The sequence below is a fragment of the Synechococcus sp. MIT S1220 genome (assembly GCF_047303025.1).
In the GTDB taxonomy this organism is placed as follows: domain Bacteria; phylum Cyanobacteriota; class Cyanobacteriia; order PCC-6307; family Cyanobiaceae; genus Parasynechococcus.
On record NZ_CP138939.1, the window covers coordinates 1102440 to 1118868 of the forward strand.

At 54.1% G+C, this 16429-nt stretch carries 12 protein-coding genes, 2 tRNA genes and 3 rRNA genes; 10 read left to right on the forward strand and 7 right to left on the reverse strand.

The genetic code is table 11. The features are described from left to right. Positions 1-34 precede the first annotated feature (34 nt). Both petB and petD read left to right on the forward strand, forming a co-directional pair. Positions 35-691 carry a cytochrome b6 gene (gene petB / locus SIB64_RS05340; protein WP_413442251.1) on the forward strand — a complete coding sequence of 219 codons (657 nt, stop codon included), beginning with the start codon at positions 35-37 and terminating at the stop codon, positions 689-691. A gap of 39 nt (positions 692-730) precedes the next feature. Continuing rightward, positions 731-1213: a cytochrome b6-f complex subunit IV gene (gene petD / locus SIB64_RS05345; protein ID WP_413442252.1), complete on the forward strand. Its 483-nt coding sequence runs from the start codon at positions 731-733 to the stop codon at positions 1211-1213. A gap of 52 nt (positions 1214-1265) precedes the next feature. Here petD and SIB64_RS05350 read toward each other — a convergent pair whose 3' ends face one another. Both SIB64_RS05350 and SIB64_RS05355 read right to left on the reverse strand, forming a co-directional pair. After that, positions 1266-2729 (reverse strand): glycoside hydrolase 100 family protein, encoded by a 1464-nt coding sequence (locus tag SIB64_RS05350; protein WP_413442253.1) that lies wholly within the window; start codon positions 2727-2729, stop codon positions 1266-1268. Between the two features lie 189 nt (positions 2730-2918). After that, on the reverse strand, positions 2919-3116 hold the full coding sequence (locus SIB64_RS05355; protein WP_413441320.1) for a hypothetical protein: 198 nt from the start codon (positions 3114-3116) through the stop codon (positions 2919-2921). A gap of 407 nt (positions 3117-3523) precedes the next feature. Between SIB64_RS05355 and SIB64_RS05360 the strand changes: the two genes are divergently transcribed. From SIB64_RS05360 to rrf, 5 genes are all read left to right on the forward strand, one after another. Beyond that, a 16S ribosomal RNA gene (locus SIB64_RS05360) occupies positions 3524-5009 on the forward strand. A gap of 183 nt (positions 5010-5192) precedes the next feature. After that, a tRNA-Ile gene (locus SIB64_RS05365) sits at positions 5193-5266 on the forward strand. A gap of 9 nt (positions 5267-5275) precedes the next feature. Beyond that, positions 5276-5348: transfer RNA gene (locus SIB64_RS05370), tRNA-Ala, on the forward strand. A 467-nt stretch (positions 5349-5815) separates the two neighbouring features. Continuing rightward, positions 5816-8681, forward strand: a 23S ribosomal RNA gene (locus SIB64_RS05375). A gap of 109 nt (positions 8682-8790) precedes the next feature. After that, positions 8791-8907: ribosomal RNA gene (rrf, locus tag SIB64_RS05380) — 5S ribosomal RNA — on the forward strand. Together the 16S, 23S and 5S rRNA genes with 2 tRNA genes alongside form the textbook arrangement of a ribosomal RNA operon. 315 nt (positions 8908-9222) lie before the next feature. On the opposite strand, the gene mtnC is transcribed toward rrf, so the two are convergent. Both mtnC and mtnB read right to left on the reverse strand, forming a co-directional pair. After that, positions 9223-9987, reverse strand: coding sequence for an acireductone synthase (mtnC, locus tag SIB64_RS05385; RefSeq protein ID WP_413442254.1), 765 nt, complete (start codon positions 9985-9987; stop codon positions 9223-9225). Further along, entirely contained in the window at positions 9984-10604 is a 621-nt protein-coding gene (gene mtnB, locus SIB64_RS05390) for a methylthioribulose 1-phosphate dehydratase (protein ID WP_413442255.1), read from the reverse strand. The genes mtnC and mtnB overlap by 4 nt, the downstream gene beginning before the upstream one ends. 51 nt (positions 10605-10655) lie before the next feature. On the opposite strand from mtnB, the gene mtnA reads away from it, so the two are divergent. Next, complete coding sequence (mtnA, locus tag SIB64_RS05395) at positions 10656-11669, forward strand: S-methyl-5-thioribose-1-phosphate isomerase (protein ID WP_413442256.1); 1014 nt, start codon at positions 10656-10658, stop codon at positions 11667-11669. On the opposite strand, the gene SIB64_RS05400 is transcribed toward mtnA, so the two are convergent. Continuing rightward, a complete protein-coding gene (locus SIB64_RS05400; RefSeq protein ID WP_413442257.1) occupies positions 11660-12496 on the reverse strand; it encodes a DNA-formamidopyrimidine glycosylase in 837 nt (278 codons plus the stop codon). The two genes, mtnA and SIB64_RS05400, sit on opposite strands and share 10 nt — an antisense overlap. 5 nt (positions 12497-12501) lie before the next feature. Next, positions 12502-12711 carry a photosystem I reaction center subunit IV gene (locus tag SIB64_RS05405; RefSeq protein WP_413442258.1) on the reverse strand — a complete coding sequence of 70 codons (210 nt, stop codon included), beginning with the start codon at positions 12709-12711 and terminating at the stop codon, positions 12502-12504. Between the two features lie 98 nt (positions 12712-12809). Between SIB64_RS05405 and SIB64_RS05410 the strand changes: the two genes are divergently transcribed. Together SIB64_RS05410 and SIB64_RS05415 are read left to right on the forward strand one after the other, a co-directional pair. After that, a complete protein-coding gene (locus SIB64_RS05410) occupies positions 12810-13850 on the forward strand; it encodes a hypothetical protein (protein ID WP_413442885.1) in 1041 nt (346 codons plus the stop codon). A gap of 47 nt (positions 13851-13897) precedes the next feature. Then, positions 13898-15379 (forward strand): RecQ family ATP-dependent DNA helicase, encoded by a 1482-nt coding sequence (locus tag SIB64_RS05415; RefSeq protein ID WP_413442886.1) that lies wholly within the window; start codon positions 13898-13900, stop codon positions 15377-15379. A gap of 3 nt (positions 15380-15382) precedes the next feature. Here the strand turns inward: SIB64_RS05415 and SIB64_RS05420 are convergent, their stop codons facing one another. Then, complete coding sequence (locus SIB64_RS05420; protein WP_413442259.1) at positions 15383-16369, reverse strand: LysM peptidoglycan-binding domain-containing protein; 987 nt, start codon at positions 16367-16369, stop codon at positions 15383-15385. Positions 16370-16429: the final 60 nt, after the last annotated feature.

A 16429-nucleotide genomic window follows, 5' to 3' on the forward strand; every position in this document is an offset into this window, starting at 1 on the left:
TCAGTAGACTTTCGCAACCCGAGCCCGCTTGTGCATGGCGAACTCATCTCCTGTTTACGACTGGTTCCAGGAACGCCTTGAGATCCAGGACATTGCTGACGACATCAGCTCCAAGTACGTGCCGCCCCACGTCAACATTTTTTATTGCCTAGGCGGCATCACCCTGGTTTGCTTCCTCATCCAGTTCGCGACGGGGTTCGCGATGACCTTCTACTACAAGCCAACGGTGGCCGAGGCTTACACCTCAGTGCAATACCTGATGACCGATGTCAGCTTCGGTTGGTTGATCCGCTCCGTCCATCGCTGGAGCGCTTCAATGATGGTCTTGATGCTCATTCTTCACGTGTTTCGGGTCTACCTCACAGGTGGATTCAAGCGTCCTCGTGAGCTCACCTGGGTGACGGGCGTCACCATGGCCGTCATCACCGTTTCGTTCGGGGTTACCGGCTACTCCCTCCCTTGGGATCAAGTTGGATACTGGGCTGTGAAAATCGTTTCGGGTGTTCCTGCTGCGATCCCTGTGGTTGGGGACTTCATGGTTGAGCTGCTTCGTGGTGGCGAAAGTGTTGGTCAAGCGACACTTACTCGCTTCTACAGTCTGCATACTTTTGTTATGCCATGGCTCCTGGCGGTGTTTATGCTCATGCACTTCCTGATGATTCGGAAGCAAGGTATTTCAGGTCCATTGTGATCCGCGTTTCTACACTCCTTTTATTCCTCGGTTTCATCAATGCACATTCTTAAAAAGCCTGATCTGTCTGACCCCAAGATGCGGGCCAAGCTCGCCAAGGGTATGGGCCACAACTACTACGGAGAGCCTGCTTGGCCGAACGATCTCCTTTACATCTTCCCGGTCGTCATTCTTGGCACCATTGCTTGTGTGGTGGGTTTAGCTGTCCTTGATCCAGCGATGCTTGGCGATAAGGCAGATCCATTCGCAACACCACTTGAGATTCTTCCCGAGTGGTACTTGTATCCCGTTTTCCAGATTTTGAGGGTCGTCCCAAACAAGCTTCTTGGAATTGCTCTCCAGACGTTGGTACCTCTCGGCTTGATGCTTATTCCCTTTATTGAAAGTTTCAACAAGTTCCAAAATCCCTTTAGGCGCCCTGTTGCGATGGCTGTGTTCCTTTTCGGAACTGTTGCAACGATTTACCTTGGAATTGGTGCAGCAATGCCAATCGACAAGTCCTTGACCTTGGGACTATTCTGATCTCAAGTAGAAATCAATTAAAAAACGTCCGCCCACCTATGGGCGGTTTTTTTTATCCGTTTGAATCAGATCCTGGATCCAAATGAAGCATCAGCACATCATCTGGGTTCACCCGTAAGAAATGATGCATGAGCAAAAACCCAACGATGGTCCACGTTTGATAGGTGCGTGATTGTTGGCCAACCCAAGTGCCTGTTGGTCCATCAAAATATTCCGCCCACTGTTGACGTGGAAGTTGATTCAAATGGCTCCAGTAACACTCTTCAACAAGAGTTTTCATCTGGCCCATCAGCAGTACATCCGCGTTGGGGTTCAATCGTTCATGCAACAGAATCGATGCTCCGAAATACCAAAGCAAACTGGGCCAATGTCCACCGTTGTGGTAACTCCATGGCCAATTCTTTGGATCAGAGCCAGTTTTGTTTTGCCATTCGATTCCGTCCATCGGTGGATGGCAGATGCGCATTGGCATCTCGGCCATCAAGTCGTTGCGATTGTGTTCCACCAAGCGAAACAGAGCCCTTTGCTGGGGTGCTGTGAGCAAACCGAATAAAGACGCGAGTGAATTGCCGAGGCTGTAAAACCGAAAATCTGGTCTTCCGGTGCGCATATTTCCGATCAAATAACCACCTCTGTTTTCAAGCCAGTCTTGTAACCAGTCTGGAATGACCTGAGGCTGCACATTGAATTCGTTCTGATATTGGTTGTCTCCGTATTGTTCTGTTGGCCGTCGTCGAAGAACCTGCATTGTTTTGCTTGTGACCCAGTAATGCTTGAGGAGGTATTGCCGCAGGTCATGCATCCATTGACGACTGAGTCGCAGTCGCTGCTCCAAGAGAGCGCTGTGCTCGTGCTGCTGGTGGATTTCCATGAGTTCAATACAGCTTCGAAGTGCTGCGAACAAAAGCACTTCGATTTCGAGAGGTGCGCCCCAAACGTCCATTGGACGATCAATCATGAAGGCGCAATCCGGGACGAAGAGAACAGGTGTGCCTTCAAAGCTGGGATGAAGAACCAGGTCCAAGAGAAGTTGCAATCCCCGCTGTACTTTTTGACTGCGCCCGAATTCGCGGTCACCACTGCGTTTGACATAGATCCAGCAGAGGATGGGCCACCAGAGGCTGGCGTCTACAGAGGTGATTCGGCCGATCGAGCGCTGGCCGTAATCGGCGATGAGCTCCCCTTCCTCTTCAACAAAGCTGGTGGGGAAAACGCCGCGCGTCTGCACCGTTGTGCTTTGCAGATCAAGGCTGACGCTTAAGAACTGCTTCACCACGGAGAAACGCCGCTGAAGCAGCAGGTAGATCATGACCGGAACGTTGTCCCGCAGGAAGATCTCGCCGTAGTTGAGAGCTTCGTCGTGATTGGGATGCTCCAGAGCAGCGACGCTCCCTGCCAACTCGCCGCGGATTGAGATCAACGTTCGTTCAAAGTGTTCACGAGCTTTCTCAACAATTTGGTCTTCCCGTGAACTGGGACGGAACCGCTGGTTTTGCTGGGTAAAACGTGTCGCCATCGGCCCTTCGTCCGTGTGCTGAACGTAGTCATGGCAATGGTTTTCGGCAGCGGAAGCAAGTCTTCAGATCTTGATGGTCAATGGTTGCTTGCAAGTAGGGGCCTTAGTGGTTTATAGTTTTGGACTGCGCAGGAGCTGCGAGGCTTGTGTGCAGTCTGAGGAACGTGGGGACGAAAGTCTTTGTGCGTCTTAGGGAACAGACAAGGCCAGAGGGAGCAATCCCCGGTGTTGTAGGTTCAACAAGCGGTTGGAAACGGCCGCTGAGGAACAGACAAGACCAGATGGAGCAATTCCACGGTGTTGTAGGTTCAACAAGCGGTTGGAAACGGCCGCGTTGATCAGCCAGCGCGACTCCTGAGAGGGGGAAGTGAACAGAGCTGATTGCACCTGGACAATTGAAAAGTTTAGGAACTGACGCTTTTATCGCGTTTGGTCTTGAGTTGATGTTTGATCAAACGAAAGTTTGGTGAGATGTGAATTGAAGGCTGAATGAAGAAGCGATAAAGGTGTGAGGTCCCGTCAAAAAATTTCGTTGCGTCGAAGTTATTCGCTGCAACGACAAAGTTTTCACGAGCTTTGTTGTTGTCGGTGTGCGAATGATGGAGCAACAACCGGATCTGAGATCCTGGAAAGTCACAGAACGAGAGATCTGAATGTGCACTCTTAAGAACCCTTTTTGTGTCAGCGAGAAGGAGGCATCAACTGCAATCAGTGTTGAACTGAGATGTGGGTGAGGCAATTCATGTTGAGTAATTTGAGCGAGAGATTGTTCAAGTTACAAGAGGATATGAACTACAACGGAGAGTTTGATCCTGGCTCAGGATGAACGCTGGCGGCGTGCTTAACACATGCAAGTCGAACGAACCTTCGGGTTAGTGGCGGACGGGTGAGTAACGCGTGAGAATCTGCCCTCAGGAGGGGGATAACGGTTGGAAACGGCCGCTAATACCCCATATGCCGCAAGGTGAAATGAATTTCGCCTGAGGATGAGCTCGCGTCTGATTAGCTAGTTGGTGTAGGTAATGGCTCACCAAGGCATCGATCAGTAGCTGGTCTGAGAGGATGATCAGCCACACTGGGACTGAGACACGGCCCAGACTCCTACGGGAGGCAGCAGTGGGGAATTTTCCGCAATGGGCGAAAGCCTGACGGAGCAACGCCGCGTGAGGGATGAAGGCCTCTGGGCTGTAAACCTCTTTTCTCAAGGAAGAAGATCTGACGGTACTTGAGGAATAAGCCACGGCTAATTCCGTGCCAGCAGCCGCGGTAATACGGGAGTGGCAAGCGTTATCCGGAATTATTGGGCGTAAAGCGTCCGCAGGCGGCCTTTCAAGTCTGCTGTTAAAGCGTGGAGCTTAACTCCATCATGGCAGTGGAAACTGTTGGGCTTGAGTGTGGTAGGGGCAGAGGGAATTCCCGGTGTAGCGGTGAAATGCGTAGATATCGGGAAGAACACCAGTGGCGAAGGCGCTCTGCTGGGCCATCACTGACGCTCATGGACGAAAGCCAGGGGAGCGAAAGGGATTAGATACCCCTGTAGTCCTGGCCGTAAACGATGAACACTAGGTGTCGGGGGAATCGACCCCCTCGGTGTCGTAGCCAACGCGTTAAGTGTTCCGCCTGGGGAGTACGCACGCAAGTGTGAAACTCAAAGGAATTGACGGGGGCCCGCACAAGCGGTGGAGTATGTGGTTTAATTCGATGCAACGCGAAGAACCTTACCAGGGTTTGACATCCTGCGAATCTCTTGGAAACGAGAGAGTGCCTTCGGGAGCGCAGAGACAGGTGGTGCATGGCTGTCGTCAGCTCGTGTCGTGAGATGTTGGGTTAAGTCCCGCAACGAGCGCAACCCACGTCTTTAGTTGCCAGCATTTAGTTGGGCACTCTAGAGAGACCGCCGGTGATAAACCGGAGGAAGGTGTGGATGACGTCAAGTCATCATGCCCCTTACATCCTGGGCTACACACGTACTACAATGCTACGGACAAAGGGCAGCAAGTTCGCGAGGACAAGCAAATCCCATAAACCGTGGCTCAGTTCAGATCGTAGGCTGCAACTCGCCTACGTGAAGGAGGAATCGCTAGTAATCGCAGGTCAGCATACTGCGGTGAATACGTTCCCGGGCCTTGTACACACCGCCCGTCACACCATGGAAGTTGGCCACGCCCGAAGCCGTTACTCCAACCCTTGTGGAGGAGGACGTCGAAGGTGGGGCTGATGACTGGGGTGAAGTCGTAACAAGGTATCCGTACCGGAAGGTGCGGATGGATCACCTCCTAACAGGGAGACAAACAACGATTTTGATGCCTGAGTATTTTTATTCTTAGGCCGAAATCCTGTCACCTTAGGTCGATCGGTACCTCAGATTTGAAATCAAGATGATGCAGAAATGTGTCGTGCTTGATGGAGATTTTCAGTTCCTAAACTTTGTCTAGGTCACACCCCAAAAGGGATGAGACTCCTGGGCCATTAGCTCAGGTGGTTAGAGCGCACCCCTGATAAGGGTGAGGTCCCTGGTTCAAGTCCAGGATGGCCCATTCGGTGTTGGGGGTTTAGCTCAGTTGGTAGAGCGCCTGCTTTGCAAGCAGGATGTCAGGAGTTCGAGTCTCCTAACCTCCACTGACCGAACTTTATCCCTATCTCCAAATTGTTGGAGTTGAGCTCGATTGGAGTGTGATTTAGATATGTCCGCTGGATGTGAACCCAGCTTCCTGTCATTCTGAAGATCAGGATGCTTTCAATGAAAGTATTTTGATGTTGAGTTGATAAGATGCTGGGCTCAAATTTTAGTTTGTTGAGTAATCAGCAAGCTGAATTTGATGTCTAGCAGAACCTTGACAACTGCATAGGTAAGTCTGGAAAAAACAAAGCATCTCATGGATGCATTGTTTTGAGTTCAAGCTCTCGAAAGAGGGATTGAATCCATAACAATGAAAATTCTTTTGAGCAAGAGCCGAGACTCTTAAGCGTTCTTTGATTCGTGTCGAGCGAGTCAGAGTTTGATTTTGTTTTTTATTTCAGTGAAAACTGAATTAAAAAACATGAAAATCTGCTTTCAACGGCGGTAAGCGTTTAAGAGGTTAATTGGTCAAGCTACAAAGGGCTCACGGTGGATACCTTGGCACACAGAGGCGATGAAGGACGTGGTTACCTGCGATAAGTCTCGGGGAGCTGGAAGCACGCTTTGATCCGGGAATTTCCGAATGGGGCAACCCCTAGTACGGCCAGCTGAATCCATAGGCTGGCACGAGCCAACCCAGCGAACTGAAACATCTTAGTAGCTGGAGGAAAGGAAAGTAAAAACGACTCCCTGAGTAGCGGCGAGCGAACGGGGAAGAGCCTAAACCGATGGTTTCGACCATCGGGGTTGTGGGACAGCAACGTGGATCAGGAATGTTAGGAGAAGTGTTTGAATGGCACGCCACAGAGGGTGAAAGCCCCGTAACTGAAAACTGAACTGACCTAGCTGTATCCCGAGTAGCACGGAGCACGTGAAATTCCGTGTGAATCTGCGAGGACCACCTCGTAAGGCTAAGTACTCCTGTGTGACCGATAGCGCAACAGTACCGCGAGGGAAAGGTGAAAAGAACCCCGGGAGGGGAGTGAAATAGAACATGAAACCGTGAGCTTACAAGCAATGGGAGCCCTACTCATAGGGTGACCGTGTGCCTGTTGAAGAATGAGCCGGCGACTTATAGGCACTGGCGGGTTAAACCGGAAATGGTGGAGCCATAGCGAAAGCGAGTCTGAATAGGGCGCTTGTCAGTGTTTATAGACCCGAACCCGGGTGATCTAACCATGGCCAGGATGAAGCTTGGGTGATACCAAGTGGAGGTCCGAACCGACTGATGTTGAAAAATCAGCGGATGAGCTGTGGTTAGGGGTGAAATGCCAATCGAACCCGGAGCTAGCTGGTTCTCCCCGAAATACGTTGAGGCGTAGCGTCTGATGCTCCAGCAGGGGGGTAAAGCCACCATTTCGGTGCGGGCTGCGAGAGCGGTACCAAATCGAGATGAACTCTGAATACCCTGTGTGTAGTCAGGCAGTCAGACTGTGGGGGATAAGCTCCATGGTCAAGAGGGAAACAGCCCAGACCGCCAGCTAAGGTCCCCAAATCAACGCTAAGTGATAAAGGAGGTGGGATTCCACAGACAACCAGGAGGTTTGCCTAGAAGCAGCCATCCTCAAAGGAGTGCGTAATAGCTCACTGGTCGAGGGATCCTGCGCCGAAAATGAACGGGGCTAAGCGTTGTACCGAAGCTGCGGATTTATGGTAGGGGAGCGTTCCATACGGGGCGAAGCGTTAGCGTGAGCGGACGTGGACTGTATGGAAGTGAGAATGTCGGCTTGAGTAGCGAAAACATGGGTGAGAATCCCATGCCCCGAAACCCTAAGGGTTCCTCCGGCAGGCTCGTCCGCGGAGGGTTAGTCTGGACCTAAGGCGAGGCCGAAAGGCGTAGTCGATGGATAACAGGTCAACATTCCTGTACCGGTCATGTTTTGGGAAGAGGGACGGAGAAGGCTAGCCAAGCCAGACGTTGGTTACTGGTTCAAGCGTTCGAGGCGTTGAGGAGCGGCGAAAACGTTCCGAGCTGAGGCGTGAGTACGAGCTGCTACGGCAGCGAAGTTGGTGATGTCAAGCTTCCAAGAAAAGCTCTATACCCGTTAAGGCATGACTGCCAGTACCCGAAACCGACACAGGTGGGGTGGTAGAGAATACCGAGGGGCGCGAGGTAACTCTCTCTAAGGAACTCGGCAAAATGGCCCCGTAACTTCGGGAGAAGGGGTGCCAGCGAGAGCTGGTCGCAGTGAAGAGGCCCAGGCGACTGTTTACCAAAAACACAGGTCTCCGCTAAGTCGCAAGACGATGTATGGGGGCTGACGCCTGCCCAGTGCCGGAAGGTTAAGGAAGCCGGTCAGCGTAAGCGAAGCTGGCGACTGAAGCCCCGGTGAACGGCGGCCGTAACTATAACGGTCCTAAGGTAGCGAAATTCCTTGTCGGGTAAGTTCCGACCCGCACGAAAGGCGTAACGATCTGGGCGCTGTCTCGGAGAGAGGCTCGGCGAAATAGAATTGTCTGTGAAGATGCGGACTACGTACACCCGGACAGAAAGACCCTATGAAGCTTTACTGTAGCTTGGTATTGTGCTCGGGCTCTGAATGCGCAGGATAGGTGGGAGACGTTGATCTCATGCTTGTGGGTATGAGTTAGTCACTGGTGAGATACCACTCTTTCAGAGCTAGGGTTCTAACGTTCACCCGTTATCCGGGGAGCGGACAGTATCAGGTGGGCAGTTTGACTGGGGCGGTCGCCTCCTAAAAGGTAACGGAGGCGCGCAAAGGTTTCCTCAGGCTGGTTGGAAATCAGCTGACGAGTGCAAAAGCAGAAGGAAGCTTGACTGTGAGACCTACAAGTCGAACAGGGACGAAAGTCGGCTTTAGTGATCCGACGGTTCTGAGTGGAAGGGCCGTCGCTCAACGGATAAAAGTTACTCTAGGGATAACAGGCTGATCTCCCCCAAGAGTTCACATCGACGGGGAGGTTTGGCACCTCGATGTCGGCTCATCGCAACCTGGGGCTGAAGTCGGTCCCAAGGGTTGGGCTGTTCGCCCATTAAAGCGGTACGCGAGCTGGGTTCAGAACGTCGTGAGACAGTTCGGTCCATATCCGGTGTACGCGCAGGAACATTGAGAGGATTTCTCCCTAGTACGAGAGGACCGGGAGGAACGCACCTCTGGTGTACCAGTTATCGTGCCAACGGTAAACGCTGGGTAGCCATGTGCGGAGTGGATAACCGCTGAAAGCATCTAAGTGGGAAGCCCACCTCAAGATGAGTGTTCCCATGGGGTAACCCAGTAAGGTCACGGGAAGAACACCCGTTGATAGGCTCTACGTGGAAGTCCAGTAATGGATGCAGCGGAGGAGTACTAATAGACCGAGGGCTTGACCAACATTTTGGTTCTTGCCTGAAGACTCAATTCTTTGTTTGATTCAGACGCGCAGCGTAAGCTTGCAGATCCTATGCAGTTCTCAGGGTTCAACCTCTGAGAATGTTTCTATCCTGGTGTCCATGGCGATGTGGAACCACTCCGATCCATCTCGAACTCGGTTGTGAAACGCATCAGCGGCGACGATATTTGGGGGGTAGCCCCCTGAGAAAATAGCTCGATGCCAGGTAAAACATTTTTTCAACAGTCAGAAACATCATGATGAAAGACGTTGGTAGTTGCTGTCACTCTTTCGGAAAAGATGAACGTAGCCACCTCATGATCGAGGTGGCTTTCTTAATGTCTTGATCCACGCCCTTGAAGACTTGTTTGTCCCAGGGATCACTGGTCTCGTGGGCTCTGCTGTGGAGTGGTGTTTGACCATGTAGCGTTAAAGCAAGAAAGATCTGGCGCGTGCCTCATCGCCGTTTCAACGAATGAAACTCACGGTGGATGGTGGTGGAGAATGCGCCGATGCGATCATTTCTCAGAAAACCTCGTTGAATTAGCTACAGGCGTTGACGTTGAGATGTGGTTTTAAAAATGCCATCACTTCACGGAGTGATTGAATTGTGGTGTGTCCAGCGGGATCTTGATCTGGATTTCCCTGGCGTTTGCTGAATAGGGTTCGTAGACCGGCTTGTAGGGCAGCGTTGCATTCCAGATGGCTGTCGCTGATGAATACAATTTCCTCCGGTAATGCATTCAATTGTTCAGCAATCAATGCGTAGCTCGATCGCTCTCTCTTCGGGCCGGTGTGGGTGTCAAACCATCCGCTGAAAAGTGGGCATAAATCTCCGGCTTTAGTATTTTTGTATAATTGCTTTTGGGCTTCAATACTGCCTGAGGAATAGGTGGACAATTGAAAGCCTTTTTTTGCCCACTGTTTCAGGCAGTCTGTTGTTTCAGGAAAAAGTTCTGATACCAGCAGGCCTTCTTTGTATCCCTCTTTCCAGATTAATCCCTGTATCTCTTTTAATGCTGTTGACTTGCGGTCGACGTTGATAAGGTGTTGTAGATAGATGCAGATCGAGTCATTCTTGTAGGTTTGTTTGTCGCCTAATTTGTTGAGAAGTTGTCGGCTTGTCTCTGTTGAATCGTTTTCCCATTCCTCCCAAGCTTCGTTGATGAGTTTTGCGCAATGGTCTTGGTTGCTGTTGTCTTGGATGAACGTATTGAGGTGTTTGCTTGCGTAAGGAAAGAGGATGTCGCTTACGAAGCTAACCGGGCACGTTGTGCCTTCAATATCGAGAAGAATGTGTTTGATCATGGGTTGACTCCCAGTAGGTGATTACGCCAGCACAGCTCGAGTAGAAATTCGTGGATTTCACAATGGCGTCTCGCTTCTTTGAGGTCCTTTCCCCAGCTGTAAAGGCCATGGCCAGCCACCAAAAATCCAAAGGGGGCTGTTTTGAGATGAGGTTGAATTGTTTTGCTGAGTTCATCCATGTTTTGGTTGTTATTCACAATTGGAAGATGAATTTCTGTCTGATGGGTGGTGATTCCAGCGAGTCCTTTCAACATTTCCCATCCTTCGATGGTTAAGTCATTTTTGGAGGCATGGAGTTTCGATAGATAGGTGCCATTGGCTGAGTGGGTGTGCAGAACAGCGCCTGCTTCTGTATGGCGGATAATCTCCAGATGGAGTCGAGTTTCAGCGCTGGCACCCCCTTCGCCAGTCAGCACTTCACCGTGTTCATTAACTTCGATCAAGGCATCGGGTTCCACAGAACCTTTGTCGACTCCAGTGGGGGCCATCAACAGTCTCAATGGTGTGCGTTGTTCAACAACGCAAAAGTTCCCTCCGGTCCCTTCACACCAACCCCGGCGATGCAAGTTTTGAATCGCGTTTGCTAGAGCGGTTCTGCTGTTCGGCGAGCAGGGCAAATCAATCGTCTCACTTCATTCCTCTATACAGGTTCTGTTGCGTGATGACCTGTGCCTCTGCCATTAAGCCTGGAGTGGTGTGGTGATCACCTGAAGCTTCTGGATCAACGTTGTCTGCCTCAGGACATCAGATACCTTCACTTGCGTGATTGGTCGGACGTTGAGCAAGCCATTGTGACGATGGCAGTACGTGGTGCTCCTGCGATCGGCGTTGCAGCGTCTTGGGGGGTTGTCCTTGCTGCAAACGCGGGAGAGAACCTGGAGAGGGCGATTGCAGCTCTGCGTCAGGCGCGACCAACGGCAGTCAATCTCGGCTGGGCGTTGGATCGCATGCAGACTGCGCTGGATAGAGGGGGAGATCAGGACGCCAACATCCTGGAGTCGATGGCATCCTTGATCGAAGCGGACGACCGTCGTCTCACCCAAAGGCTTGTTGACCATGGAGTGAAGCTTTTGCCGGCGGGCTGCCGAGCACTGCACCATTGCCATACAGGAGCTGTCGCCACCGCAGGTGTTGGCACTGCCCTCGGAGTGATTGCTGAAGCCCACGCCAGGGGAGTGTTGGTGCAGGCTTGGTTGGATGAAACCAGACCTCGTTTTCAGGGATCCGCACTCTCAGCCTGGGAGCTGGGCTGCCTTGGTGTTCCTTGCAAGGTGATTGTTGATGGAGCCAGCGGCTTACTGATGCGACGTGGTGAGGTGGATGTGGTTCTTGTTGGCTGTGACCGTGTTGCAGCGAACGGAGATGTTGCCAACAAAATCGGCACCTACAACCTTGCTCTGGCGGCGAGGGCCCACAGCATTCCCTTCTACGTTTGTGCTCCTGGCAGCAGCATTGATTGCACCACCCCTGACGGGGATTCGATCACGATTGAGGAGCGCTCTTCGGAAGAGATCACTGCGGTGCAGGGTCTGCCAGTGGCTGCGCCCGGAGCCATAGCGTGGAATCCCGCTTTTGATATCACCCCAGAACACTTGGTTACGGGCTTGATCACTGAATTCGGAGTCCTCCGCGCGCCCTATCGGCATGCCCTAAAACAATTGCCTTTTGGTCGTCAGGACTGACAGCTGCTGCACCAATGGGTGCTGCGTCCGGCCAGTTTCCTGCGCTGGACGGTGCTGCCGCAGCGGCGACAGGCTTCACCATGGCGCCGGTAGACCCAGGCCTGTCCCCCGTAATTGCCATTCACTCCTTCGAGATCTCTGAAATCGCTAAAGGTTGTTCCTCCGGCGCCAATGCTGATGTTCAGTACATCCACCAGGCACTGGTGAAGAGTCTCAAGACGGCCCAGGGCAAGTTGCCCCGATGGGGTGAAAGGGTCGATGCCTGCAGCGAAAAGGCTTTCATCGGCGTAGATGTTTCCGACCCCGGCTACCAGATTCTGGTCAAGGAGAGCGGTTTTGATCGGTCGAGCTGACCCATTGAAACGGTGTTGGAGGTAACCCGGGCTGAAGTCAGGGCTGAAGGGCTCTGGGCCCAGTCGTTTCAAGCCAGTGATAACGGCGTCAGTCGCATGATCGGGAGGAACCCACCACATCTCACCGAAACTGCGCAGATCGACGAAGCGAAGTTCCTGTTCTTGGTGATTCCAGATGCGAACACGGGTGTGGCGACAGGGTTCAGCCGGCTCTTCATGCCATTGGAACTGGCCAGTCATGCGTAGATGAACTCCCCAAACCCCACGATCGGGAAGGAGATTGCAGAGAAGATATTTTCCTCGTCGGCTCCAGGAGCCAAGCCCTGCTCCTCTCAAGGCATCGCAGAACTGGTTTGGATCGTCTGGGCTCGCAACGGCCCGTGCTCTGCAGACCTCAACATCCGCAATAACAAATGAAGAAAGACGGTCTGCCAAACCTCGACGGACCGTCTCAACCTCAGGAAGTTCAGGCAAAGGCCTCAGGCCGGATCGAGTTCAGATTCTGCAAAGTTGTTGGTGTTGATGCCACCGTCAACACCCTGCATCCCGTTGTAGTTCACTTTTTCGAAGCGAACGACAACGGGATAACGAATGCCAGATTTGTCGATGGAAGCCACGGTGCCGACTTCGTTAAACCAATAGGACTCAGGACGCTTGATGCGCACCTTGGCGCCGCGGGTGATCGCCATCGCTAGGCATGAAGGGATGCATGCTGAGCGTATCTCCCGAGGAAGTCCCAGGGCAGACAGCGTCACAGAATGTCGTCCCTGCTGCTTCCCTATTTGCGTTGACGAGTTCTGTGGTGCCTGAACAACCTCTGCTGTCCCTGGATCTTCCTGATCCTGAAAGCGACGACATCAGCACGATGGAATTTTTGGCCAGGCTGGAGCAGGCTTGGGCGGTGTGTGATCGGTTCGATCTGCAGACTGAGATCTGGCGAGGTCGAATCCTGACGGCCGTGCGGGATCGGGAAAAGCGTGGCGGAGAGGGGCGCGGTGCAGGGTTTCTGCAGTGGCTGCGCGAACGAGAAATCAGCAAGACCCGTGCCTATGGGCTCATTCAGCTGGCGGAATCCGCTGATGACCTGGTTGGTGGTGGGCTGCTCGGGGAAGAGAGCGTGAATCAGTTCTCGAAGCGAGCCTTCATGGAAACCGCCCAGGCGGCTCCGGAAGTGCAGTTGATGATTTCGGAGGCGGCCAATGAAGGGCAGGAGATCACCCGCAAACAGGTGCGTCGTCTGACCGATGAGTTCACGGCTGCCACCAGCCCGCTTTTACCGGAGGAGATTCGCCAGCGGACTCAGGAGAATCTCCTGCCTCCCAAAGCGGTGGCTCCACTGGTGCGCGAACTGGCCAAGTTGCCGGAGCCTCAACAGGACGATCTGCGGAAAGTGCTCCGGGATGAACCGGAGTTGGAACGGATCAAGGACGTCACCAGCACGGCTCGATGGATCACCAAAGCCACGGAAGCAGGCGTCGCGGTTCGTGCGCTGCAGCAAGGGGAGCTGGATCTCGATAAGGCCATGCAGGAAGCCCTGAGACTGGATGCGCTCGGCCTGCTTGCCGATGCCGTCGGGCAGGCTCAGGCGCTGGAATCTGCCGTTCTCAAGTTGCACACATCCTGGCGAAGGCTCGGAGGCCTCCAGGAGCGACTCTGGGTTGAAAGCGGGAGCAGCACGCCTTATCTGCGCGATGTGCTGAATGTTCTTCAAAGCCTGAGCGGGGCAACGATGCGCGTTTCCCTGGGGGAATTGGCCGGAGGAAAACGGGTCCGCTTGCAGCTGGTGGAGGAGTCTCCGGATCAGCTCGAACCTCCGCCGATTCCCTGACACCATATCTAGTGGCCGGTACCATTAGCCCACCATTGGTGGTGGGTTTGGACCGTCTGGAGCAGTCACTTCAAGACCATTTCGGCTGGTCCACCTTTCGGGCTGGCCAGCGTCCTGTGGTGGAAGCCGTGCTGGCCGGACGGGATGCCTTGGCTGTGCTGCCCACCGGGGGCGGAAAGTCCCTCTGTTTTCAGCTGCCGGCCCTGATCCGAAATGGTCTGGTGGTGGTGATTTCCCCATTGGTGGCACTGATGGAAGATCAGGTCATGCAGCTGCAGCGCCGGGGCATTGCCGCTGCCTGTCTTCATGCAGGGCTGAATCCCGAGCGTCGCCTGCAGGCGTTTCAGCGCCTTCGCGATGAAACGCTGCGCCTCCTCTATCTCGCCCCCGAGCGACTGCAGGGTGAAGCAACCCGGCAGATGCTGGAGAGCCATGCCTCAGAGGGACGCTTGGTGGCTCTGGCCGTTGATGAGGCGCATTGCATCAGCGCCTGGGGCCATGATTTTCGACCTGATTACCGGCGGCTCGGTTTGATCCGTCGTCTCTGCCCCGGCGTCCCGATGCTGGCACTGAGTGCCACCGCTGCTCCCCGGGTGCGGGCTGACATCATCCGGCTTCTGGATCTGCGCAGCCCCTTAGTGCAGGTCAGTTCAGCCCGCCGCGACAATTTGCTCTACACGATGCGTCGTCGGCCCAAGGACCCAATGCCGTTGGTCCTTGAGGCGTTGGATCACTCCCGTGGAGCCTCTTTGATCTACGCCCGGACCCGCCGCTCCGTGGAACGCTGGGCGTCGCGCTTGGTGGAGGTGGGGGTACCTGCAACCCCGTATCACGCAGGATTGGATCCTGGGGATCGGCAGGTGGCGCTGACGGGATTTCTGGAACAGTCTCGGCCGGTTCTCGTGGCTACTGTCGCGTTCGGGATGGGGGTGGATCGGGGTGATGTTGGTCTGGTCCTGCATCTGGATCTGCCGGCCACGCCAGAGGGGTATCTGCAGGAATCCGGCCGTGCTGGCCGTGATGGCCTCCCGGCATCCTGCCTGGTTCTGTTTTCGCCATCCGATCGGACCAGTTTGGGTTGGGCGATCCAGGCCGCCCTGCGGGGACCTGCCTCCGATGACGAGCGGATGCGTCTTGATCTGGCCCAGCAGCAGCTTCGACGAATGGAGGCTGTGGCCGAAGGCGCCATGTGCCGTGAGCAGGCCCTCCTGCTTGCCGTCGGGGAGTTGAGTGGGGCGTGCGGTCGTTGTGACCGCTGCTTGGCTCACCCGAAACGCCGTGACTGGTCGGATCAGGTTCAAACGCTTCTGCACCACCTGGCGGATCAGGAGGGAATGGATATTCGGCGGCTGGGCGAGCGGCTGGAAGCGATGGAACCTGGCCGCAGCGATCGCTGGACCTGGCTGGCCAGACGCTTGGTGCAGGACGAACTGATTCGTGAAAGCAATGATGGCGTTCAGAGGCTTTATCTCAGGGAAAGCGGAAGACGCTACCTCGATGACCCTTGGCCGCTGGACTACGTCTCCTGACGATCAGGCTTTGGCCTGACAACGATCCTTCATCAGATCTTTCTCGAAACCGCTGCGGGGGGAACTCCAGGTTCTCCAGTTGCCGTCGGCTCCTGTGGCGTTCAACTTGCCAGCGGAGCAGTTCACAGCCAGGTAAAGGGCCTGTCCCTGTGCATTGAGGGTGGGTACAACGTGGCTTCCGTCCATCGCTTGCCAATTTGCCCAGTCAACCTGGAGCGGTCCATAGGTTCGCCAATCGGCTTTTTTGGCGATCACCGTCTGCGTTGGCTTCTGCTTCTGAGGTTTTGGTTGGGGTTTGACCGCTGTCGTTGGTTTCGGTTGGGCGGTTGGTTGATTGACAGGGGTGCTTGCGCTGACAGGCGTGCTTTCGCTTGTAGACGTGCTCACCATTGAAATGTCGCGAGGTTCGGCAGGCGGTTTCACATACAGCCTGGTCCCGGTTTTGACGTTGTTCGGATCACTGAGGTCGTTGATGCTGATCAGAGTTGCCAGAGGAATGTTGTAAGCCTTGGCAATCTGAGTGAGTGTTTGACCTTTTCCGACGGTGTGTTCCAGGGCGCCAGAAACAGCTTTGACGGGAACTGGCTTTGGCTTGGCCTGAACGATCACTGCGTTGCTCGGCAGTTTCAGAACCTGTCCGATCTCAACGTGGTTTGCATCCCGCAGCCCGTTGATGGCCATTAGCTCACGGGGGCTGACTTGATATGTCACAGCGATGCTGTTTAGTGTATCTCCCGTTGTCACCCGGTGTCGTCCGCGTCCGGCTTGAACAGCTGCCCCCCCTTGACTCGGCACCTTGAGCCGACTTCCAATTTCCACGTGGTCGGGGTCGTTGATGCCGTTCAGTCGCATTAGGGCACCAACGGAAACGTTGTACCGGGAAGCGATATCGGAGAGTGTTTCTCCGGGCCTGACGGTGACGGTGGCGGCCATCGCCGATAGAGGCAGAACAGCCGAAAGGGCAAGGGCGGCAATGCTGGGCAGACGCATACTTGACCCGTAGCTGGTTTGAATGTAAGGCGGATTCAACGATCCGCCAGTACACGGTGC

Excerpts from the sequence above, each read along its gene's own strand:
- petB (WP_413442251.1), top strand. The coding sequence starts at position 35 with ATGGCGAACTCATCTCCTGTTTACGACTGGTTCCAGGAACGCCTTGAG.
- petD (WP_413442252.1), top strand. The coding sequence starts at position 731 with ATGCACATTCTTAAAAAGCCTGATCTGTCTGACCCCAAGATGCGGGCC.
- SIB64_RS05350 (WP_413442253.1), bottom strand. The coding sequence starts at position 2,729 with ATGGCGACACGTTTTACCCAGCAAAACCAGCGGTTCCGTCCCAGTTCA.
- mtnC (WP_413442254.1), bottom strand. The coding sequence starts at position 9,987 with ATGATCAAACACATTCTTCTCGATATTGAAGGCACAACGTGCCCGGTT.
- SIB64_RS05405 (WP_413442258.1), bottom strand. The coding sequence starts at position 12,711 with ATGGCGATCACCCGCGGCGCCAAGGTGCGCATCAAGCGTCCTGAGTCC.
- SIB64_RS05420 (WP_413442259.1), bottom strand. The coding sequence starts at position 16,369 with ATGCGTCTGCCCAGCATTGCCGCCCTTGCCCTTTCGGCTGTTCTGCCT.